General features: G+C 66.6%; 19 protein-coding genes. 11 read left to right on the top strand and 8 right to left on the bottom strand.

Going from position 1 to position 20,692, the window contains the following annotated elements; genetic code table 11:
• Positions 1 to 297 precede the first annotated feature (297 nt).
• The 5 genes from C8J40_RS04170 (at position 298) to C8J40_RS04150 (ending at position 4,769) form a co-directional block, all read left to right on the top strand.
• Entirely contained in the window at positions 298 to 753 is a 456-nt protein-coding gene (locus C8J40_RS04170; protein WP_132895936.1) for a PH domain-containing protein, read from the top strand.
• A 27-nt stretch (positions 754 to 780) separates the two neighbouring features.
• Positions 781 to 1,560 (top strand): exonuclease domain-containing protein, encoded by a 780-nt coding sequence (locus C8J40_RS04165; protein WP_132895935.1) that lies wholly within the window; start codon positions 781 to 783, stop codon positions 1,558 to 1,560.
• Positions 1,561 to 1,774: 214 nt separating this feature from the next.
• Positions 1,775 to 3,283, top strand: a complete 1,509-nt coding sequence (locus C8J40_RS04160) for a sensor histidine kinase (protein WP_132895934.1) — start codon at positions 1,775 to 1,777, stop codon at positions 3,281 to 3,283.
• Entirely contained in the window at positions 3,280 to 3,723 is a 444-nt protein-coding gene (locus C8J40_RS04155) for a response regulator (RefSeq protein ID WP_132737071.1), read from the top strand. The genes C8J40_RS04160 and C8J40_RS04155 overlap by 4 nt, the downstream gene beginning before the upstream one ends.
• On the top strand, positions 3,723 to 4,769 hold the full coding sequence (locus tag C8J40_RS04150) for a histidine kinase dimerization/phosphoacceptor domain -containing protein (RefSeq protein ID WP_132895933.1): 1,047 nt from the start codon (positions 3,723 to 3,725) through the stop codon (positions 4,767 to 4,769). The genes C8J40_RS04155 and C8J40_RS04150 overlap by 1 nt, the downstream gene beginning before the upstream one ends.
• 117 nt (positions 4,770 to 4,886) lie before the next feature.
• On the opposite strand, the gene C8J40_RS04145 is transcribed toward C8J40_RS04150, so the two are convergent.
• Entirely contained in the window at positions 4,887 to 5,495 is a 609-nt protein-coding gene (locus C8J40_RS04145; RefSeq protein WP_132737065.1) for an NADPH-dependent FMN reductase, read from the bottom strand.
• A 198-nt stretch (positions 5,496 to 5,693) separates the two neighbouring features.
• On the opposite strand from C8J40_RS04145, the gene C8J40_RS04140 reads away from it, so the two are divergent.
• The 3 genes from C8J40_RS04140 (at position 5,694) to C8J40_RS04130 (ending at position 10,079) form a co-directional block, all read left to right on the top strand.
• A complete protein-coding gene (locus C8J40_RS04140) occupies positions 5,694 to 7,850 on the top strand; it encodes a transglycosylase domain-containing protein (RefSeq protein WP_132895932.1) in 2,157 nt (718 codons plus the stop codon).
• A gap of 307 nt (positions 7,851 to 8,157) precedes the next feature.
• Positions 8,158 to 9,159, top strand: a complete 1,002-nt coding sequence (locus C8J40_RS04135) for a beta-eliminating lyase-related protein (protein WP_132896247.1) — start codon at positions 8,158 to 8,160, stop codon at positions 9,157 to 9,159.
• Positions 9,156 to 10,079, top strand: a complete 924-nt coding sequence (locus C8J40_RS04130) for an EamA family transporter (RefSeq protein ID WP_132895931.1) — start codon at positions 9,156 to 9,158, stop codon at positions 10,077 to 10,079. Before C8J40_RS04135 ends, C8J40_RS04130 begins: the two co-directional genes overlap by 4 nt.
• Here the strand turns inward: C8J40_RS04130 and C8J40_RS04125 are convergent.
• Together C8J40_RS04125 and C8J40_RS04120 are read right to left on the bottom strand one after the other, a co-directional pair.
• Positions 9,992 to 10,828, bottom strand: a complete 837-nt coding sequence (locus C8J40_RS04125) for an NAD(P)-dependent oxidoreductase (RefSeq protein WP_132895930.1) — start codon at positions 10,826 to 10,828, stop codon at positions 9,992 to 9,994. The two genes, C8J40_RS04130 and C8J40_RS04125, sit on opposite strands and share 88 nt — an antisense overlap.
• Complete coding sequence (locus C8J40_RS04120; RefSeq protein ID WP_132895929.1) at positions 10,825 to 12,507, bottom strand: M28 family metallopeptidase; 1,683 nt, start codon at positions 12,505 to 12,507, stop codon at positions 10,825 to 10,827. The genes C8J40_RS04125 and C8J40_RS04120 overlap by 4 nt, the downstream gene beginning before the upstream one ends.
• A gap of 106 nt (positions 12,508 to 12,613) precedes the next feature.
• Here C8J40_RS04120 and pepN point away from each other — a divergent pair, with 106 nt between their 5' ends.
• Positions 12,614 to 15,202 carry an aminopeptidase N gene (pepN, locus tag C8J40_RS04115; RefSeq protein ID WP_132895928.1) on the top strand — a complete coding sequence of 863 codons (2,589 nt, stop codon included), beginning with the start codon at positions 12,614 to 12,616 and terminating at the stop codon, positions 15,200 to 15,202.
• Positions 15,203 to 15,248: 46 nt separating this feature from the next.
• Here pepN and C8J40_RS04110 read toward each other — a convergent pair whose 3' ends face one another.
• The gene (locus tag C8J40_RS04110; protein ID WP_132896246.1) at positions 15,249 to 15,677 is read right to left on the bottom strand and encodes a nucleoside deaminase; all 429 of its coding nucleotides are present in this window, start codon (positions 15,675 to 15,677) and stop codon (positions 15,249 to 15,251) included.
• Positions 15,678 to 15,737: 60 nt separating this feature from the next.
• Positions 15,738 to 15,956: a hypothetical protein gene (locus tag C8J40_RS04105; RefSeq protein WP_132895927.1), complete on the bottom strand. Its 219-nt coding sequence runs from the start codon at positions 15,954 to 15,956 to the stop codon at positions 15,738 to 15,740.
• A 159-nt stretch (positions 15,957 to 16,115) separates the two neighbouring features.
• Here C8J40_RS04105 and rpmB point away from each other — a divergent pair, with 159 nt between their 5' ends.
• Positions 16,116 to 16,415, top strand: coding sequence for a 50S ribosomal protein L28 (rpmB, locus tag C8J40_RS04100; protein WP_056053386.1), 300 nt, complete (start codon positions 16,116 to 16,118; stop codon positions 16,413 to 16,415).
• Positions 16,416 to 16,696: 281 nt separating this feature from the next.
• Here the strand turns inward: rpmB and C8J40_RS04095 are convergent, their stop codons facing one another.
• Positions 16,697 to 17,722, bottom strand: coding sequence for an esterase-like activity of phytase family protein (locus tag C8J40_RS04095; protein ID WP_243693197.1), 1,026 nt, complete (start codon positions 17,720 to 17,722; stop codon positions 16,697 to 16,699).
• A gap of 156 nt (positions 17,723 to 17,878) precedes the next feature.
• Between C8J40_RS04095 and C8J40_RS04090 the strand changes: the two genes are divergently transcribed.
• Complete coding sequence (locus C8J40_RS04090) at positions 17,879 to 18,268, top strand: glycine zipper 2TM domain-containing protein (RefSeq protein WP_132895926.1); 390 nt, start codon at positions 17,879 to 17,881, stop codon at positions 18,266 to 18,268.
• Between the two features lie 374 nt (positions 18,269 to 18,642).
• Here C8J40_RS04090 and C8J40_RS04085 read toward each other — a convergent pair whose 3' ends face one another.
• Positions 18,643 to 19,161 (bottom strand): phosphoribosyltransferase family protein, encoded by a 519-nt coding sequence (locus C8J40_RS04085; RefSeq protein WP_132895925.1) that lies wholly within the window; start codon positions 19,159 to 19,161, stop codon positions 18,643 to 18,645.
• A 177-nt stretch (positions 19,162 to 19,338) separates the two neighbouring features.
• On the bottom strand, positions 19,339 to 20,685 hold the full coding sequence (locus tag C8J40_RS04080) for a cystathionine gamma-synthase family protein (RefSeq protein ID WP_132737047.1): 1,347 nt from the start codon (positions 20,683 to 20,685) through the stop codon (positions 19,339 to 19,341).
• Positions 20,686 to 20,692 lie beyond the last annotated feature (7 nt).

Raw genomic sequence — 20,692 nt, 5'->3', positions numbered from 1 at the left:
GTTGGAAAGGTGGACATAACGAAGTGCCGCGTACCGTTAGCAACGTTCCCCAACTGGGCCCCGGCCTTCGCCGGGGTGTGCAGGGGGATGGGATGGTCGCAGAATTTGACGCCCGGCGAGCGCCGAGACTCGCGACGTAACGCGAAACTAACCGTTCCCCCGCGAAGGCGGGGGGCCAGGAATCACGAATGTCGTCGCCCAGAACCCTGGACTCCCGCCTCCGCGGGAGAACGGGAGGACGATTGACACGCGACCGCCCCAGCCTACCGTCCCGCCACCACCCCAAGGAGTCCCCAAGTGGAGCGCCCAGTCGACGAATTCCGCTCCAGCACGCGCCGCTGGCTGCTCGGCAGCTTTGCCGGTTGGGGCACGCTACTCACCTGCCTCGCCGGCATCGGCTTCGTCATCATCGGCATCCGCTGGCTCAAGAACCGCAGCGTTAGCTACGAGATCACCGACCAGCGCCTGATCATCAGGCGCGGAATCCTGTTCAAGACGATCGACGAGATCGAGCTCTACCGGATCAAGGACGTCCGCCTTGGCTATTCGCTGCTCAATCAGATGACCGACATCGGCACGATTACGCTCACCTCCAGCGACCGCACGACGAGCGGCGGCGAATTCATCCTCCGCGATATCCCGATGGCACGCGACCGCCGCGAGGGCCTGCGCAAACTCGTCGACCGCGCCCGCCAACGTCGCGGCGTCCGCGAGATGGATATCGACCATGAGGATGCATACGCGCTGGATTAAGCGCGCTTTTGTCCCCACATGGCGGGCATGGCGCCCCCCTACCCCAAGCCCAAACAGCAACCGCAGATGATCCGAGTCGTCGACCTGGAGACCACCGGTTCCGCCCCGCCCGCGCACGGCGTCTGCGAGATCGGCTGGCAGGACGTCGCGCTCGGCGAGGACGGCCGCTGGGAGATCTACGGCGAAGGCGGCAGCATCCTCGTCAATCCCGGCCGCCTCATCCCGCCGGTGACGCAGGCGATCCACCACATCCTCGACGAACAGGTCGCCGACGCGCCCTATTGGCATGATTGCGCGCGGCAAGTGCTCGACCCCTGGCCGCGCCGCCTCGCGCTGGCTGCGCACCGCGCCGATTTCGAGCAGAAATTCTGCACGTCTGCGCTGACCCGCGATGCCGAGTGGATCTGCACCTGGAAATGCGCGCTCCGGCTCTGGCCCGACAGCCCGAGCTTCTCGAATCAGGTGCTGCGCTATTGGCGCAAGCCGCACGGCATGGAGCATGAGCGCGGCCTGCCCGCGCACCGCGCGTTTCCCGACGCGTACGTCACCGCGTTCCACCTCCGCGACATGCTCAACGAGGCGAGTCTCGCGCAACTGCTCGAATGGTCGCGCGACCCCGGCCTCATCCCGCGCGTCCGTTACGGCCCCGATCGCGGCAAGGAATGGTCCGAGCTCGATCACGAGACCTTGATGGCGTTCATGACCGACCGCGACCCCGACATCCGCTTCACCGCCAACCACGAAATGGACCGGCGCAGCGGCGGCGGCCGCGTCGGCAAAGCCAGCGCGCAGGACCTGCTGCTGTAGCACCCCTATGATCCTCCCCCGCCAGGGGGAGGTGGCTGGCGCTTGCCAGACGGAGGGGGAGGTAAGGGAAACCGATGTTCCGTATCCTCCCCCTCCGTCGCCTTCGGCGCCACCTCCGCCTTGCGGGTGAGGATCTTGAAGCGGTCGCGCCCCTTGTTTCACGTCTAGCCAGTATCGCTGGCGTAACGACCGGCCCTGACGTAGATCGCCCCCAATGGTAAGCGTACGTCTGAAATTGCCCTCGTCGGAGGGGCGGGTCGCCCGCTGGCTGGTCGCGTTCATGACGCTCGGCTTCATCGCGCTCGCCGCCGCGGCGATCGCGATCGGCTGGATCACGATTCGCAGCCGCACCTACACCGCCGAGATCCTCCACACGCAGGACGTCCGCCAGGCGATCGCCACGCTCCAGATCCAGATGGAGCAGTCCGAGACCGCACGCCGTGGTTATGTCCTGGCGGGGAAGCCGCTCTTCGCCACCGCCTATGCGCGCAGCGCAGGCAACATCGTCCCCTCGATCGCCACGCTGCGCCGCCTGACCCACGACAATCCCGCACAGATCGCGCGACTCGACCGGATCGAGCCGCGCTTCGTCCGGTTGCGCGCGCTCAGGACCGAGTCGATGGCGCTGGTCGCGTCGGGCCAGATCGCCGAAGCACAACGCCGGTTCGCGGTCGACGCCAGCGTGCCGCTGATGCGCGGCATCCGCTACCGCCTCCAGGCGATGGCCGCCGACGAGGTCCGCCTGCTCGCGATCCGTACCCAACGCCAGCAACGCAGCAGCGCGCTGTTCCTCTCGGTCGCGGGCCTCGCCGCCGCGCTGCTGCTGGTGGTCGCGATCCTCGCGATCCTGGTGATCCGCCGCTACACCGCCGATCTCGCCGCCTCGCGCGACAGCCTGCGCGAACTCAACGAATCGCTCGAGGATCAGGTCGCGACGCGCACCGCCGATCTGAGCCGCGCGAACGAGGAGATCCAGCGCTTCGCCTATATCGTCAGCCACGACCTGCGCTCGCCCCTGGTCAACGTGATGGGCTTCACCGCCGAACTCGCGACCGCGGCCGGCCCGCTCGCCGAACTCGTCGACCGCGCCGAGGCCGAAGCGCCGCACATCCTCACCGCCGACGCCCGGCTGGCGGCGCGAGAGGATCTGCCCGAGGCGATCGGCTTCATCCGCACCTCGACGCAGAAGATGGACCGGCTGATCAACGCCATCCTCAAACTGTCGCGCGAAGGCCGCCGCACGATCGCGCCCGAACATATCGACCCCGCACAGCTGGTCGACACGATCATCGGATCGATGCAGCACGTCATCGATGATCGCGGCGCGGTCGTCCGCGTCGAACGGCCGATCCCCGCGGTCGTCACCGATCGCCTCGCGCTCGAACAGATCCTGTCGAACCTGATCGAGAACGCCACCAAATATCTCAAGCCCGGCCGCCCCGGCGAGATCGTCGTGCGCGGCCACAAGGAGCGCAACCGCGTCATCCTCTCGGTGGTCGACAACGGCCGCGGCATCGATCCGCGCGATCACCAGCGCGTGTTCGACCTGTTCCGCCGCTCCGGCCCGCAGGACCAACCCGGCGAAGGCATCGGACTCGCGCATGTCCGCGCACTCGCCTATCGTCTCGACGGCACGATCGACGTACAGTCGACGCTCGACGACGGCGCGACCTTCCGCCTCAATCTTCCCAGCGCACTGACGATCCAGGATATCACGGCATGAACCAGCACCAGACCGTCGGCATCGTCATGATCGAGGACGACGAGGGCCATGCCCGGCTGATCGAGAAGAACATCCGTCGCGCAGGGATCCTGAACGACATCAAGCACTTTACCGACGGCACCAGCGCGCTCGACTTCCTGTTCAACGCGGCCGACGGCCCTGCGAAAAGCGGCCCGGCGATGATCCTGCTCGATCTCAACCTGCCCGATATGAGCGGCACCGACATCCTCACGCGGATCAAGGCGGAGGGCAGCCCGCTCCGCCGTACGCCCGTCGTCGTGCTGACCACCACCGACGACAAGGTCGAGATCGAGCGCTGCTACGATCTGGGCTGCAACGTCTACATCACCAAGCCGGTCAATTATGAGAGTTTCGCGCAGGCGATCCGCCAGCTCGGGCTGTTCCTGTCGGTGATCCAGGTTCCAGACGTCGAGAGCTGATGCCGACGACCGTGCCTTTGTCCCCTAGCGTCCTCTATATCGACGACGACGCCGGTATTCGGCGGCTGGCGGCGCGTGCGCTCGAACGCCGCGGCTACCGCATGACCGTCGCCGAGACCGGCGCGGAGGGCGTGGTCAAGGCCGCCGCCGAGCCCTTCGACCTGATCGCGGTCGATCACTACATGCCCGGGATGGACGGCCTCGAGACGCTGGAAGCGTTGCGTCGCCTGCCCGATCATCCGCCGATCGTGTACGTCACCGGCTCCGAGGAAGGCCGCATCGCGGTCGCCGCGCTGAAGGCCGGTGCGTCGGATTACGTCGTAAAGACCGTCGGGGAGGATTTCTTCGACCTGCTCGCAGCGTCCTTTGCACAGGTCCGCGCGCGCGCCCTGCTCGAACAGGAGAAGGCGTCCGCCGAAGCCGATCTCCGCGCCAGCAACGCCCGGCTCGAAGCCCTGCTCGGCGAGGTCAACCACCGCGTCGCCAACTCGCTGCAACTCGTCTCGGCGATGGTCCGCCTCCAGGCGACCGCACTCACCGATCCATCCGCCCGCGAGGCACTCGAAGATACCCAGCGTCGAATCCAGGCGATCGCGCAGGTCCACCGCCGGCTCTACACCAGCAACGACGTCGATAGCGTCGACATGCAGGAATATCTCGGTGCGCTGGTCGACGAACTCGCCGAGACCTGGTCGACCGACGCGCTCCCGCGCGCGCTCAGCCTTGCGGCCGAACCGATCCGCCTGCCGACCGACCGCGCGGTATCGCTCGGCGTGATCGTCACCGAACTCGTCACCAACGCGTGCAAATACGCCTACCCCACCGGCGGCGGCGAAGTCCGCGTCGCACTGAGCCGGATCGACGACGACATCTTCCTGCTGGCGGTCGAGGACGATGGCTGCGGCATTCCCGAAGACGCCGTCCCACGCGGCACCGGTCTAGGCACGAAACTGATCCGCGCGATGGCGCAAAGCCTCCAGACGATCGTGGAGTACGACCCGACGCACACCGGCGTCAGAGCCACCCTCCGCGCTGCGGTACGGTAAAGGGTACGAAACCTCAGAACTCTCCTACCCCGTTGGTGCTGAACGAAGTCGAAGCACCCTCGCTTGGGGCATATCCTTCGACTTCGCTCAGGACGAACGGACAATAGCGCCAACCTGTTAGTTCGCAGGCTCCGACAACGGCGCAAACCTCGCCACCTGACGCCCGACCAGCCGCAGCTGCTCGATCACCGCAGGATCGTTCGCGCCGCCCTCGTCGTCGAACTTCGTCACCTGCGTATTGATTGCAGCCGCAAACGGTGTCGGCCACCCCCGCAGCGCATGGACGATCGAGCGCAGCGCCGCGATCGTGCTGCCGGTCGCCTGCCAGCCATAAGCCGTCGCGATCAGCCCGACCGGCATGTCCGCCAGATACGGCCGTTCGTCGCGCGACGTCTCCTCGAGCAGATCGAGCGCGTTCTTCACCACGCCCGAAATGCTGCCATGATAGCCCGGGCTGGCGATGATTACCGCCGATGCGCCGCGGACGGCCTCGACGAACGCGCGTTCGTCCGCGGTCCGCGTCGTCGCCTTCGGATCGTACAGCGGCAGCCGCGCCATGTCCGCGCCGCCGAACATCTGCGTGCGGAAACCCTGCTTCTCGACCGCATCGAGCGCGATCCGGAGTGCACGCTCGGTCGACGACACCCCGCCGATCGTGCCGCCAATGCCAACGACCAAGGGAAGAGTATCGGGAGCGGTCACGGTTTCATCCTGTTCGAACGTCATGCACCCGCTCTTCCCCGTTTCGTCGCGCGAAGACAACAGCGCTTGCGTCCGTTCTCGCTCCACGACCACCACGAACGCTGTCGCTAAGCCCCCGTACACGTTAAGCATGTGCATACGCCGGACACAGGCTTGCCCGAGCTGTCGTATGACGATAATACACCTGATGTCCGCCGCTTGGCCGACCCGCTGGAACGACCGATGCGCCCCGATCCCTTCGACACCAACCGTTCCAGCTCAAGCGGCGACCGCGAGCCCTATGCCTTTGAGCGCGAGCGGCTGATCACCGAACGCGAACGCCTGCGCCAGAAATACGATCGCGAGCGCGATGGCGAAGAGCCCGGGCCGTATGACGACCGCGATGCACTGCCGCCCTACGCGACACCCCGCGCCCCGCGACGCAAGCGCCCGATCGGTCGCTGGATCCTGCGCGGGCTGGGGATCGGCATCGTCCTGCTCGTGATCGCGATCATCTGGCTGGCGATCACTGCCCCCTTGTCGAAGTCGCTCCAGCCGCCCACCCCGCCTTCGATCACGCTGACCGCAGACGATGGCACGCCGATCGCGCGACGCGGTGCGATCATCGGCAAGCCGGTCGACGCGGCCAAGCTTCCGCCGCATGTCACGCAGGCGTTCCTCGCGATCGAGGACCGGCGCTTCTATTCGCACTGGGGCGTCGATCCCCGCGGGATCGCGCGTGCGGCGTGGGCCAACATGGGCTCGGGCGGCGTCCGCCAGGGCGGCTCGACGATCACCCAACAGCTCGCCAAGAACGCGTTCCTCGATTCGGACCGCACCGCGACGCGGAAAATCCGCGAGGCGATGATCGCGTTCTGGCTCGAGGCCTGGCTGTCGAAGGACGAGATTCTGTCGCGCTATCTCTCGAACGTCTATTTCGGCGACAACACCTACGGGATCAGCGCGGCGGCCAAGCATTATTTCGGCCGCACCCCCGACAAGCTCAACGTCGGACAGGCTGCGATGCTCGCCGGTCTGGTCAAGGCACCGTCGCGCCTCGCCCCCACCTCCAACCTCGAAGGCGCGCGCAAGCGTGAGGCCGTCGTGGTCGGCGCGATGGTCGATGCCGGTTTCTTGACCAAGGCCGAGGGCGACGCGGTCCAGCCGCAGCGCGTGCTCGGCAGCCGCCCGTCGCAGCTCCCCAACGGCACCTATTTCGCCGATTGGATCCTTCCCGAAGCGCGCGACCAGGCCGGCGAGATCAAGACCGAGGCGACCGTCCAAACCACGCTCGATCCGCGTTTACAGCGTGCGGCAGAGCGCACCGTCGCGCGTGCTGGTCTCAGGGAGGCACAGGTCGCGCTGGTCGCGATGCGTCCCGACGGCCGGGTCGTCGCGATGGTCGGCGGCAAGAACTACGCGAAGAGCCCCTTCAACCGCGCGACCCAGGCACGCCGCCAGCCCGGCTCGACGTTCAAGCTGTTCGTGTACCTCGCCGCAATGCGCCAAGGGATGACGCCCGATTCGACGATCGAGGACCGCCCGGTAACGATCGGCGATTGGACCCCCAAGAACAGCGATGGCCGCTATCAGGGCACGATCACGCTGCGCCAGGCGTTCGCGCGCTCCTCCAACGTGGCGGCGGCACGCCTCACGCAACAGGTCGGCGTGAAAGCGGTGATCAAGGCGGCGCGCGACCTCGGCATCTCGACGCCGATCCCGAGCGAGGCCACGATCGGCCTCGGCACCTCGACGGTGTCGCTGCTCGAACTGACCGCCGCCTATGCCGCCATCGCGCGCGAGCAATATCCGGTCCAGCCGCGTGGCCTCGCCGACGTGCGCGAAAAGGGCTGGTACCAGTCGCTGACCGGCGGCGCGACCGAGATGCCGAGCAAGATCCACGACGAGATGCTCGACCTGTTGGCGGCATCGATCCGCACCGGCACCGGGCGCGGCGCGAACCTGACGGTCGACGCGTTCGGCAAGACCGGCACGACGTCCGACAACAAGGACGCGCTGTTCGTCGGCTTCGCGCGCGATCTGGTGGTCGGCGTGTGGGTCGGCAACGACGACAATTCGTCGAACCCGGGGCTATCGGGCGGCGGTATCCCCGCACGGATCTGGCGCGACTTCATGCAGTCCGCGCTGGGGATCGCACCGATCGCCGCCCCTGCTCCGGCGGTGGAAGAGGTCGACCCGGATGCGCTCCCTGCGAACGACCAGGACAATTCGGTGCTGCCGCTCGGCGGCGAGATCGAAGGCCTCGGCTTCAACCTGAAGATGGGTGAAGACGGCACCATCTCCGTCGGCCCCTCCCGCCGCGACCGCGATGAGGGCCCGCCACCGCGCGACGATCGCCGGCCGCCGGAGGAAGACCCGGGAGCTTACGAGGGGCAGTAGGACTCCATAATCGCGAACTCGGTTGGGGCCTATTCGGTCGAACAAGTACACCTCCCCGGCGGAGGCCGGGGCCCAGTTGGAGAGGTCGCAGTAACGGCGCGCGGCCGTCGTCAGCAACGTTTCCCAACTGGACCCCGGCCTCCGCCGGGGAGGTGCTTGTGTTGAGGGCTCGCGTGCCGCTTCAGTCGCGACTTACCCTAACCGAATACCCCCGCGGGAGATCGCGCGGCATGGTGGATGCCGGAACAAGTCCGGCGTGACGAAAGCCCCCGTTGACGCCACCACCGCATCGCAGCATGTCCTGACCATGCGCTTCTTCTCCGACAACGCCGCCACGATCCACCCCCACGTCATGGCCGCGATCACTGCCGCCGATATGCTCGACACCGCCTATGCCGGCGACGCGTGGAGCCAGCAGCTCGACGGCCGTTTGTCGGACCTCTTCGAGACTGACGTCGCCGTCCTCTGGGTCCCCACCGGCACCGCCGCCAACTGCCTCGCGCTCGCCGCCCTCTGCCCCCCGCACGGCGGCATCGTCTGCCACCGCGACGCGCACATCCAGAACGACGAGGGCGGCGCGCCCGAATTCTACACGCACGGCGCCAAACTGTTCCTCGCCGACGGCGATGGCGCCAAGCTCACCCCCGACACGATCCGCACCGTCATCGACGCGATCCCCGACGACGTCCACCGCGTCCAGCCGCACGCGATCTCGATCACCAACGCCACCGAATATGGCCGCGTCTACCAGCCGCACGAAATCGCGGAAATCGGCGCGCTGGCGAAGGAGCGTGGGCTCGGCTTCCACATGGACGGCGCGCGGTTCGCCAACGCGATGGTCCACGCCGGCTGCTCGCCCGCCGACATGACGTGGCGCGCCGGCGTCGACGCGTTGAGCTTCGGCTTCGTCAAGAACGGCGCGATGAGCGCGGAGGCCTTGGTCTTCTTCAAGCCCGACCTCGCCGCCGTCACGCAATACCGCCGCAAGCGCGCCGGGCTGCTGCTGTCGAAGGGCCGCTATCTCGCCGCGCAGATCCTCGCGATGCTCGACGACGATCTCTGGCTCGCCAACGCCAAGGCGGCGAACGACGCCGCCGCCACGCTCGCAGCCGCTGCTGGCGACCGCCTCGTCCACCCGGTCGAAGCCAACGAAGTCTTCCTCCGCGCCACCCCCGAAGAAGCCGCAGCCCTCCGCGCAAAAGGCTTCGACTTCTACGACTGGGCGGCCGGCGAAATCCGCCTCGTCACCGCCTGGGACAGCCCGGCGGACGCGGTCGGCCTGCTCGCCGATGCGATCCGGGAGTTATGACCCCCGGCCCAACCGACCCACCACAGTCGACCCGCGCGGCCGTACTGATCCCGTTCGGCATCGTCACGCTGATCTGGGGCTCGACCTGGCTCGTCATCCGCGACCAGATCGCGGTCGTGCCGCCGAGCTGGTCGATCAGCTACCGCTTCCTCGTCGCCGGAATCGCAATGGCGATCTACGCAGGCATCAAGCGGGAAAGCTTCAAATTCGACGCGCGGGGCTACGCGTTCGCGGCGGTGATCGGCATCGCGCTGTTCACGTTCAACTTCAACTTCGTCTACCGCGCCGAGCATTATGTGACCTCGGGCCTCGTCGCGGTGGTGTTCGCGCTGCTGCTCGTCCCCAACGCGATCTTTGGCCGCATCTTCCTCAAGCAACGCCTCGGACGGCAGCTGATGGTCGGGTGCGCGGTCGCGATGGCCGGCGTCGCGCTGCTGTTCGTCAACGAAGCGCGCGTCGATCCGCACGGGCCGCGCTCGGCGACGATCGGCATCGTCCTGACGCTGTGCGGCGTGATGGCCGCGTCGGTCGCCAACGTCATCCAGGGCAGCGCGTTCGCGAAGCGCTATCCGATGGCGCCGACGCTCGCGATCGCGATGCTGATCGGAGCGACCCTCGACGCCGCGTTCGCCTGGATCACCACCGGGCCGCCGGTGTTCGAGCCGCGCTTCGGCTATGTCGCCGGCATCCTCTATCTCGGCGTGTTCGCGTCGGCGCTCGCCTTCCCGCTCTATTTCAACGTCATCCGCGCGATCGGCCCGGCCAAGGCGGCCTATTCGGGCGTCATCGTGCCGGTGATCGCAATGCTGCTATCGACGATCTTCGAGCGCTATCACTGGTCGACGCTGGCCGTCGCCGGCGCGATCCTGTCGGGCATCGGCCTTGTCATCGCACTCAGCGCGCGCAGACCGGCGCGGTAATCAGGCCAAGCGGGCGTCCAGCCGAGCACGCGCTTCGCCTTGCCGTTCGCTACCCGCCGGTTCTCGTTATAAAACCCGCGCCCCATCGCCGACAGCGCCTCGAGCGTCACGAACGGCGGCGCGGGCATCCCGAGCAGCATCGCCGCGAACGCCACCACGTCGTTCTGCGACGCGGGCACGTCGTCCGCGAGATTATACGCCCCCGCCGGCGCACCGAACCCGGCGATCACCCCCGAGACGATGTCGTCGACATGCGCGCGGCTGAACACCTGGCCGGGTTGCTCGATCCTGTGCGCCTTGCCCTGCCTCACCCGGTCGAGCGGCGAGCGACCGGGGCCATAGATCCCCGGCAACCGGAACGTCCGCGCACCAATGGCCAGCCAGTCCGCATCCGCCGCCGCCCGCGCGCTCCGACGACCGCCACCGATCGGCGCCGTCTCGTCCACCCACGCACCCTGCGCATCGCCGTACACCCCCGTCGACGACAGATACCCGATCCAAGCCCGCGTCCGCAGCAACAGCGAACCATAGCGCCCGAGCACGGGGTCCGCCTCATGCTCGGGCGGCACCGACGACAGGATATGCGTCGCCGCCGCGATCTCCGCCGTCACCGCGTCCGTATCGTCGAACCGGAGCGTACCACCCCGCCCATCCCGCGTCGTACCGACGACATGCCAGCCATCCGCCGCCAGCCGCTCGGCAAGCCGCGACGCGGTGTACCCCAGACCGAATACCAGCAGCCGGCTCATTTGCCCACCGCCGCGCCGGCCATCGGCCCCTTATACAGCGTCCCGAAATAATCGCCGGCATTCCACACAGGCCGCTGCGCGCCATCCGCGATCTCGCGCGCGATCCGGTAGTTCGCATCGACGAACCGCACGCCCTGATCCCACAGGATCGGCTGCGTCAGGTCGTCCGACGGCTTGTGATAATTATTCGCCATGAAATACGCGACCGCCGCCTTGCCCGGCCCCTTCTGACCCGGCCACAGGAACACCGACGGAATTCCCTTCTGGACGAAGCGGAAGTGATCCGAGCGGACGAAGATCCCCTCCTCCGGCATCGGATCGGGCGAGAGACCGACGCCGATCGCCGCCACCGCCTTCTGGACGATCGGGCCGATCGTCGAGCGCTCGGCGCCGAAGACCACCATGTCCTCGAACTTGTACGTCAGGATCGGCATGTCGAGGTTCACGTCCGCGACGATCGAGGTCAGCGGCACGGTCGGGTGGTTGGTGAAGTAATCGCTGCCGACCAGCCCCTTCTCCTCGCCCGTGACGGCGAGGAACATGATGGTCCGCTTGGGCGCCTGGCCGCTGGCGTTGAAGCGCTTGGCCTCCTCGATCAGGCTGGCGATCCCGATCGCATTGTCGAGCGCGCCATTGTTGAGCGCATCGCCCTTCACAGGCTTGGTGATGCCGATGTGATCGAGATGCGCCGACAGCACGACGACCTCCTTGCCGACTACCGGATCGCTGCCGGGGATCACGCCGACCACGTTGCTGCTCGCGCCGGGCACGAAGCTCGTCTTGGTCGCGACGGTTAGCGTACCGACCAAGGGCACAGCCTTGAACTTCGCATTGTCGCTGTCCGCCTGCTTGGCGACCCGGCTCCACGGCGTCTTCGCACCGGCAAACAGCTTGGCCGCGCCGGCCATGCTGACCGTGCCGAGCGACGGCGCGCCGGGAGCATCGACCTTGCCGGTGCCGTCGGGGTTCGCCCACGTCATCCGCGGCGTCGCGTAAAACTCCGCCATCTTGGCGAAGGTCCGCACCTTGGCCGAGCGCGGGCTCTCCAGCGTGATCACGCCGACTGCGCCCTTGGCCTGCGCGATCGCAGCCTTTGTCCCGCCCGAGCCGAAGAACGCACGCTCCTCGCCACCGAACCGCGCGGGCGAGCCGCCGAAATACGCGACGATCTTGCCGCGCACGTCGACACCCTTGTAATCGTCCTGACCATATTGCGGCGCGTCGATGCCGTAGCCGACGAACACCACCGGTACTGAAACGCTGGTCTCCCCCTTCGCGCCGTTCGCAGCAGGCACGTAGTCCTCACCGAACACGAGCGGCTGCGCAGGCCCGCGACCGGTCCAGACGAAATCGCCCTTGCTCGCCGCCTTGTACGACACGAGCGGCACGGTCTGGAGATACCCGCCCTGATCGCCACCGGGACGAAGGCCTGCCGCATAAAACTGCGCAGCGACATATTGCGCGGCGATGTCGAACTCGGGGCTGCCAGCCTCACGCCCCTTCATCGCATCCGACGCGAGGAACAGCACGTGCGCCTTCATCGCCGCCTGATCGGCCGGCAGCGGTGCGGCAAGCTTGGCGTTCAACTCGGCATTGTTCGGAGCCGCAACGGGCGCAGTCTGTGCGAGCGCAGAGGAAGAAAGCGCGAGCACCGCGAGCGCGCCGAGAGGACGATACATCCGGAAATCCTTGCAAAGGGAACGTGTTGCAGCGGCGTAGCATCCACCGTCACCCACGCAAGCTTTGGCTGGCGATAGGCGGCCACGGCCCTATATTCGCAAGCATATGCTCGATATCCAGAACAGTCTCGCCCACCCGCTCGTCATTCGCCGCGAGGATTACACCCCGCCGGAATGGCTGGTCCCCGAGACGAAGCTGGATTTCGACCTCGATCCGTCGACCACGCGTGTCACCGCGACCTTGTCGGTCACGCGCAACGGCGATCACGGCGCACCGCTGCGGCTCGACGGCGCTGGGCAAAAGCCACTGTCGGTCACGGTCGATGGCGTCGCGATCAACGACTGGCGGATCGACGGCGAACAGCTCGTCATCCCGCTCACCGGCGCCGCGCATATCGTCGAGACGCAGGTCGAGATCGCCCCCGATCGCAACACGCAGTTGATGGGGCTCTACGCGTCGGGCGGCAATCTCTGCACGCAGTGCGAGGCGGAAGGCTTCCGCCGCATCACGTATTTCCCCGACCGCCCCGACGTGCTCAGCGTCTATTCGGTCCGCATGACCGCCGACAGGAAGCACTTTCCCGTGCTGCTCGCGAACGGCGATCCGGTCGCACAGGGCGATCTCGAAGACGGCCGCCACTGGGCAACCTGGCACGATCCATTCCCGAAGCCCTCCTACCTCTTCGCACTGGTCGCCGGCGACCTCGCCGTAAACCGCAGCAGCTTCACGACGATGTCGGGGCGCGCGGTATCGCTCGGCATCTGGGTGCGCGAGGCCGACCTCCCCAAGACCGACCACGCTTTGAAGGCGCTCGAGCTCGCGATGGCGTGGGACGAGACGACCTATGGCCGCGAGTACGATCTGGACGTGTTCAACATCGTCGCGGTCGACGATTTCAATTTCGGCGCGATGGAGAACAAGGGCCTCAACATCTTCAATTCGCGCTACATCCTGGCCGACCCGGATACCGCGACCGACTACGACTACGACGCGATCGCCGCAGTCGTCGCGCACGAATATTTCCACAACTGGTCGGGCAACCGGATCACCTGCCGCGACTGGTTCCAGCTGTCGTTGAAGGAAGGCTTCACGGTCTATCGCGACCAGGGCTTCTCCGCCGACCAGGGCTCGCGCGCGGTCAAGCGGATCGAGGACGTCCGCGGCCTGCGTGCGTCGCAATTCCCCGAGGATTCCGGCCCGCTCGCGCACCCCGTGCGCCCGGAATCCTACCAGGAAATCTCCAACTTCTACACCGCGACGATCTACAACAAGGGCGCCGAGCTGATCCGGATGATGGCCGCGATCCTCGGAACCGAGGGCTTCCGCGCCGGCACCGACCTGTATTTCGACCGCTACGACGGCACCGCCGCCACCTGCGAGGATTTCGTCACCTCGATGGAGGAAGGGGGCAAGGTCGACCTCACCCAGTTCCGTCTCTGGTATTCGCAGGCGGGCACGCCGCGCGTCTCGGCGAGCCTGTCGCATGACGGCGACCGCGCGACCCTGCGGCTCGCCCAGCAGGTCCCCGCGACGCCCGGCCAGCCGGTGAAGTCGCCGATGGTGCTACCGTTGCGGGTGAAGCTGTTCGGTGCTGTGTCGGGCGCGGCTCTGACCGACGAGCGGCTCGTCCTGTTCGACGACACGCTCGACACGATCGAATTCGAAGGCCTGGCGGAGCGCCCGGTGCTGTCGATAAACCGCGGCTTCTCAGCTCCCGTGGTGGTCGAGAGCGACCGTACCGCCGCCGATCTCGCCTTCCTCAGCGCACACGACGACGATCCGTTCGCGCGCTACGAGGCGATGCAGCAACTGATGCTCGATACGCTGGTCGCCTCGGTCGGGGGGCGCACGGATCACGAGGGCGTGATCGCTGCGGTGGCGAACACGCTCGCCGACGCCGCGCTCGATCTGGCGTTCGTCGCAGAGGCGGTGTTGCTGCCGTCGGAAAGCTTCATCGGCGACCAGATGGCCGTCGTCGATCCCGAAGCGATCTTCCGCGCCCGCGAGGCGCTGCGCCGCGATCTCGGCACGCGGCTCGAAGCGCAATGGCGGCAGGCTTACGCGCGGGGTGAGGGCCAGCCCTACGCCTATACGCCCGAGGGCAAGGGCCTGCGCCGCCTGCGGTCGGTCGCGCTCGGCTATATTGCGGCAAGCGGCGCGGCGGATGCGGCGGACCTCGCCTTCGCGCAGTTCGATTCGGCGGACAACATGACCGACCGGATGGGCGCGCTGACGACGCTGGTCAGCAGCGCGTCGGAGATCCGCACCACCGCGCTCGACATCTTCTACAGCCAATATTGCGACAACCCGCTGGTGCTCGACAAGTGGTTCCAGGCGCAGGCACAGTCGTCGCGCGACGATACCGGCGCTGTCGTTGCCGCGCTGGCCGAGCATGCCGACTTCACCCTGACCAACCCCAACCGTGCCCGCTCGCTGATCGGCGCGTTCGGCGCGAACCAGCGTGCGTTCAATAACGCCGACGGTAGTGGCTATCGATTCCTCGCGGACCAGTTGATCGCGCTCGACCGCCTCAACCCGCAGACCGCGGCGAAACTCCTGCCGCCGCTGGGCCGCTGGCGGCGGTTCGATGCGGAACGCGCCGGGCTGATGCGCGCGGAACTGGAGCGGATCGTTCGGACACCAGGGCTGTCGAAGGACCTGTTCGAACAGGCGTCGAAGAGCTTGGAGGGCTGAGCAGAACTTGATCCTCCCCTTGCAGGGGAGGATCATGGACAATGCCCTACCGCCGATTCGCAAAGAACGCCCGCAGGATCACCGCCGCCTCGGTCTCGGCAATCCCCGCATAAATCTCAGGCCGATGATGGCACGTCGGTTGAGCAAAAAACCGCGGCCCGTATTCGACCGCCCCGCCCTTCGCATCGGGCGCCCCATAATAGAGCCGGGCAATCCGGGCATGCGCGATCGCTCCGGCACACATCGCGCAAGGCTCCAGCGTCACCCAAAGATCGCAACCCTCGAGCCGGTCGCTCCCCAACACCAACGCCGCGGCACGAATCGCCTGGATCTCGGCATGTGCGGTCGGATCGCACAGCGCGCGCGGCGCATTGGCAGCCTCCGCGATAATAACGCCGTCCTTAACGACAACGGCGCCAACCGGGACTTCCCCAGCCAGCGCCGCATCGCGTGCCGCGTCGAGCGCGCGGCGCATGGGTTCGGGAACGGGGAACATGGCCTCAGGCCCTGCCCCGCGCGTGCCCGCCCGTAAAGATCAGTTCGGTGCCTGGCTGTTGGCCGGCTTCTCGACGTTGATCGTCGGTACCGCCACGGTCTTGTTCTCGGTGCCGAGCGTGACCTTGGCGACGTCGGCCTGGAACTTCGGCGCCTGGACGACGCCCTGGCGGGTCTGGTCGATGTTGATGATCCCGAAATACATCAGGCCGACCACGACCAGCACCGCGATCGCGACCAGTGACAAGAGCGTACGCATAGGACATCCCCTTTTCTTGAACAGTTCGATAGCGTAACAACGTCGCCGAGCGCTGCCGGTTGCACAACACGTTTTACGTGAATCGGTTGACGAAAGCCGGCGTGCCAGCTATCCGCGCGCCTTTCCGGGGTTCCTCCCGACACTTGAATAGGTAATCACATGTCGCGCATCTGCGAACTGACCGGCAAGGGCCGGATGGTCGGGAACAACGTCTCCCACGCCAACAACAAGACCAAGCGCACGTTCCTGCCGAACCTGCAGAACGTCACGCTGCTGTCCGATTCGCTCGAGAAGGGCGTCAAGCTGCGCGTCTCGACGCACGGCCTGCGCACCGTCGAGCATAATGGCGGCCTCGACAACTGGCTGGTGAAGGTCTCGGACGACAAGCTGTCGCTCCGCGTTCGTCGCCTGAAGCGCGAAGTCGTCAAGAAGATCGCCGCTTCGGCCGTCGCCGCTTAACAGCGACGTCGTACTGCGATCACCGCGGCCCGCCCTGCACCTCGCAGGGCGGGCCGTCGGCGTTTGTGGGTGATGGGGTGGGCGGGGCTCGTGTCCTGCACGATACAACCTAACCCTCGCGGTACCCTCCGTTCCGCACCCGTCACCCCAGCGAAAGCTGGGGTATCCCAATTGGCGCGCGCCGCGACCCGAATGGGGAGATCCCAGCTTTCGCTGGGATGACGGTTGCGGTGTTGGAATGACGGGCAACGGGCGGGCGGCTGCCCCCCCCCCCCACGCCGCTACCGCTCCAGCCGAAACTTCAGCAACAGCGTCCGCTGGAGAACCATCTGGTTGTCGTCGGACACGATCCACACGATCGTCGCGCCGTTCTCGACCGTCGTGTCGATCCCCTCGAAATTATCGTGGATCAGCGGCGCGTCGATCGTCGCGATCAGCCGACCACGCGCGATTCGCCCCGCCGCCACATCGCGCGCCGCTACCCGCGATATCCGCGCCGAGAAGATAAACGGCAGCCGAAAACCGCGATCGAGCACCAGCAGGTCGCCATTCGGCAACGCGGTCACGTCCGATGGATCATACCGGCCATACGGTTCGTAGGCGAATCGCTCCGGCACCCCCGCCTTTGTCGGATCGCCTGCGAAGATCAGCCCCTGTCGCGTATGCAATCGCTCCTCGTCCGAACCGGACCAGTCCGGCCGCCGGACATGCGCCTCTTCGCTGATGACGACGAATCGACCATCGGGCAGCCGCGCCATCGATTCAGGCCCGCCATTCGCTGGCCATCGCCGCATCGCCTCAGGGTTCACGCGCGCCTCGTACCGCGCGAAGCCCGGCGCATAGCGCCAGATCGAATTGCTATTCTCGAACCCGACCCAGATCTTTCCCGTGACCGGATCGACCGCCATCGATTCGCTGTCGCGGTCGCGCTTCTCCCAGCCGATGCCGGGCCCCGCGGGCAGGTTCTTAAACGCGACCCGGTGTGGCAGCCAGTCGGCGCCCATGTCGAACTGGACGATGTTGCCGCCGTCGCTGAGCAGCGTGAAGCGATTGCCGCTTGCCGTCGGCGTGACGTCCATCGACGAGAAGCCGCCAAACGCCCGATCGCGGCTGGCAAGCGCCACGCCCCCCAGATACGTCAGCCCCCCGACCCGCACGTGCCGCGGGTTGGTGCGATCGAGCATCACGCGCGTCGCGGTCAGCTGCGCATGCGTGCCGAGCAGGTCGAGCCGCGCCTCCCCCGACCAAGTCGGCACGATCGCACAGACGCTCACGGCGACGAACAGGACAGTGATCAAGCGCCGCATCGCATCCCTCATAGGGTGTCCGGCGATCCGCGGAAGCATGAACAGCGGATAACGGAGGCATTCAGGCTTAGCTCAATGCGAATCACCCATAAGCGTCTCATCGAGGATGGAAGCACGGCCCCCGCCGCCGCCGAAATCCCCAACGGGAGACGCACGATGTTCAAGACTTTTACACTCGCCGCCAGTGCCCTCGCATTGGGTGCGACCGCCCTCGTTCCCGCTGCCGCCGATGCGCAGCGCTGGGGCTCGCGCTACGAGCGTGGCTACGATGGCTATCAGGGTGGCGGCTACCGCGATGGTGGCTACGACCGTGGCTACCGCGAGTATCGCGGCTACGATCGCCGCTACAATTACAACGCGCGCAGCCGTCGCGGTTGCGACAATTCGGGCGGCACGATCGTCGGCGCGCTCGCCGGCGGATTGCTCGGCAACACCGTCGCGGGCCGTGGTAATCGGACGCTCGGCGCAGTCCTCGGCGCAGCCGGTGGCGCGCTCGCCGGTAACGCGATCGATAAGTCGGATAATCCGGGGTACTGCCGCCGATAGGCCCGGCAACGCCCGGGCTGATGCAAGCGAAAGCGAGCAATCGCCGGCACGGACGGCGGGCAGGCCCAGCCTGACCCGACCCCAGGTCGAGTGGGCGACGGCTTTGCCGACGTCCCGCCCGCTTGAGCCCAACCAGTTTCCCAGTTCCCTCGCGTAGCGTATCGAGGGCGAGGGCCGGTTTCCCGTTCGGAAGCCGGCCCTTTGTTCGTCTGCAGTTGCACATTCCCCGCACCGATAGTGCCGGAGCGCCCTACTCCGTCATCCTGACGAAAGTCAGGACCCAGGGTAACTGACCATCGTCGATCTTGGCTCTGGGTCCTGACTTTCGTCAGGATGACGGTAGGTCGTAAAGATGGCGGAGGGTCGTCGGGTGGTTACGCGATCCGCTCGGGCACCTCCGCCGCATCCTCGGCGATCGCCGCGGCCGGCGCGACGGCTTCCCAAGGGAACACGAACCAGTCCTTCGTCACCGCCCGGTCGATCGTCCGCGCGCTATAGTCGATCCGCTCCGCCGAGCTGACGTTATCGATCAGCATCGCGAACCGCACCGATCCCTCGACAGCACCTGCCGCAGCGAGCGCCCCACGCAGATGCGTGATCGTCCGCCCCGAATCGTTGATGTCGTCGAGGAACAGCAGCCGCTCGCCATCCCGCGTCCGCTTGGCCAGCTTGACCAGCGGTTCGTCAGCAAAGTCCTTCACCTGGCTCGAATAATCGACCGAAAGCGTCGGCAGCCCGATCGCATGGCTGAGGAACACCGCCGGCACGAGCCCGCCGCGGCCGATGCCGATGATGTAGTCGGGTTTCCACGCGGTATCCTCGACCAGCTTGGCGGCAAGGATGTGGATCGCGGCGACGAACTCGTGCTGCGGTATGGAGGTAAAAATCGGCATCCGCGGATGCTAGCGGGTCAGGGCAAAGACTTCACCCAAAACCCGCCGCATCGCTATCTTGTTTCCCCGCGAAGGCGGGGACCCAGACTGGGCTCCCGCCGTCAGGGCCCCTTCAAAGTATTACTTTGAAGGGAGACCCTTCGCGGGAGAACATTAAGGGCAGATGCCCTCTCGGAATTAGATCGTCTCCAGCGCCTGCTCGAAATCGGCGATGAGATCGTCCGGATCCTCCACCCCGATCGAGATCCGCACGAGGTTATCGGTAATCCCCAGCGCCTGCTTCCGCGCATCGGGCACCGACAGATGCGTCATCCCCGCCGGATGGCTCGCCAGCGTCTCGGTCCCGCCGAGCGACACCGCCAGCTTGGCGATCTTCAACGCATCGAGGAACGCGAAGCTCTCGCGCTCGCCACCCTTCAGGTACAGCGAGAAGGTCGAACCACCCCCGGTGCAGTGGCGGCGATAGATGTCCGCCTGCCGCTCCATGCCCGGCTCGTCCTCGAGGAAACCGAGATACGCGACCCGCTCCACCTTCGGATGATGGCGCAGGAAGCCACACACCTTCGCCGCATTCTCGCCCGCACGGCTCATCCGCAGTTCCAGCGTCTCCAGCGATCGCAGCAGCATCCACGCGGTATTCGGATCGGTGATCGTCCCGATCGTGTTCCGCATCGTCCGGATCGTGTTGATGTGCTCCTTCGACCCCAGCACGCCGCCCGCGACCAGATCCGAATGCCCGCCGACATACTTGGTCAGCGAGTACACGACGATATCCGCACCATGCTTGAGCGGCTGGAACCACAGCGGCCCGAGGAAGGTGTTGTCGATCGCAATCGGTGGCTTCTCGCCCTTGAAGATTGCGTCCCGGCTGGCCTGGACCGCCTCGACGTCGACCAGTGCATTGGTCGGGTTCGCCGGGCTTTCCAGATAGATCAACGCGACGTTGCCGGTCGCCGCCTCGGTCATCACCGCATCGATCTCCTCGCGCGTCGCACCCGCCGGGAAGTCGAGCCACTTGACCCCGAACTTGCCGAGCACGCGGCCGATCAGCGTCTCGGTCGCCGCGTACAACGGCCCCGAATGGACGATCGTGTCACCCGGCTTGACCATCGCGAGGAACAGCGTCGCGATCGCCGACATGCCCGACGAGAAGGCGAGCGCGTCCTCCGCCTCTTCCCAGACGCCGAGGCGATCCTCGAGGATCTCCTGGTTCGGGCCGTTGAAGCGCGAATAGACGAGCCCCTCGGCACCGCCCGGACGCTTGCCGGTGACGCCTTCGAAGTGACGCTTGCCCGCCGCCGCGTTGGGAAACACGAAGGTCGAGGTGAGGAAGATCGGCGGCTTCAGCGAGCCTTCCGACAGCGACGGGTCGTAACCATGACCCATCATCAAGGTCGACGGCTTCAGCTTGCGACCGCCGATCTTCTCGACCTCGGGCTTAGGCGCGACGCGTGCCGCGACTCCGGTCAGATCGGCTTCGGTTTCCGCGGGAACTGCACCGGCGTTATTCGGGGTATCGGACATCAATAAA

It is taken from the genome of Sphingomonas sp. PP-CC-3A-396, assembly GCF_004343105.1.
In the GTDB taxonomy this organism is placed as follows: domain Bacteria; phylum Pseudomonadota; class Alphaproteobacteria; order Sphingomonadales; family Sphingomonadaceae; genus Sphingomonas.
This window is presented reverse-complemented; position numbering and strand designations above follow the sequence as displayed.

What these genes read in the sequence shown, in the direction of transcription:
- C8J40_RS04160 (WP_132895934.1), top strand. Translation starts at nt 1,775, where the DNA reads ATGGTAAGCGTACGTCTGAAATTGCCCTCGTCGGAGGGGCGGGTCGCC.
- pepN (WP_132895928.1), top strand. Translation starts at nt 12,614, where the DNA reads ATGCTCGATATCCAGAACAGTCTCGCCCACCCGCTCGTCATTCGCCGC.
- C8J40_RS04125 (WP_132895930.1), bottom strand. Translation starts at nt 10,828, where the DNA reads ATGAGCCGGCTGCTGGTATTCGGTCTGGGGTACACCGCGTCGCGGCTT.
- C8J40_RS04165 (WP_132895935.1), top strand. Translation starts at nt 781, where the DNA reads ATGGCGCCCCCCTACCCCAAGCCCAAACAGCAACCGCAGATGATCCGA.
- C8J40_RS04080 (WP_132737047.1), bottom strand. Translation starts at nt 20,685, where the DNA reads ATGTCCGATACCCCGAATAACGCCGGTGCAGTTCCCGCGGAAACCGAA.
- rpmB (WP_056053386.1), top strand. Translation starts at nt 16,116, where the DNA reads ATGTCGCGCATCTGCGAACTGACCGGCAAGGGCCGGATGGTCGGGAAC.
- C8J40_RS04105 (WP_132895927.1), bottom strand. Translation starts at nt 15,956, where the DNA reads ATGCGTACGCTCTTGTCACTGGTCGCGATCGCGGTGCTGGTCGTGGTC.
- C8J40_RS04085 (WP_132895925.1), bottom strand. Translation starts at nt 19,161, where the DNA reads ATGCCGATTTTTACCTCCATACCGCAGCACGAGTTCGTCGCCGCGATC.
- C8J40_RS04090 (WP_132895926.1), top strand. Translation starts at nt 17,879, where the DNA reads ATGTTCAAGACTTTTACACTCGCCGCCAGTGCCCTCGCATTGGGTGCG.
- C8J40_RS04155 (WP_132737071.1), top strand. Translation starts at nt 3,280, where the DNA reads ATGAACCAGCACCAGACCGTCGGCATCGTCATGATCGAGGACGACGAG.
- C8J40_RS04145 (WP_132737065.1), bottom strand. Translation starts at nt 5,495, where the DNA reads ATGACGTTCGAACAGGATGAAACCGTGACCGCTCCCGATACTCTTCCC.
- C8J40_RS04150 (WP_132895933.1), top strand. Translation starts at nt 3,723, where the DNA reads ATGCCGACGACCGTGCCTTTGTCCCCTAGCGTCCTCTATATCGACGAC.
- C8J40_RS04120 (WP_132895929.1), bottom strand. Translation starts at nt 12,507, where the DNA reads ATGTATCGTCCTCTCGGCGCGCTCGCGGTGCTCGCGCTTTCTTCCTCT.
- C8J40_RS04110 (WP_132896246.1), bottom strand. Translation starts at nt 15,677, where the DNA reads ATGCGCCGCGCGCTCGACGCGGCACGCGATGCGGCGCTGGCTGGGGAA.
- C8J40_RS04135 (WP_132896247.1), top strand. Translation starts at nt 8,158, where the DNA reads ATGCGCTTCTTCTCCGACAACGCCGCCACGATCCACCCCCACGTCATG.
- C8J40_RS04130 (WP_132895931.1), top strand. Translation starts at nt 9,156, where the DNA reads ATGACCCCCGGCCCAACCGACCCACCACAGTCGACCCGCGCGGCCGTA.
- C8J40_RS04140 (WP_132895932.1), top strand. Translation starts at nt 5,694, where the DNA reads ATGCGCCCCGATCCCTTCGACACCAACCGTTCCAGCTCAAGCGGCGAC.
- C8J40_RS04095 (WP_243693197.1), bottom strand. Translation starts at nt 17,722, where the DNA reads ATGCGGCGCTTGATCACTGTCCTGTTCGTCGCCGTGAGCGTCTGTGCG.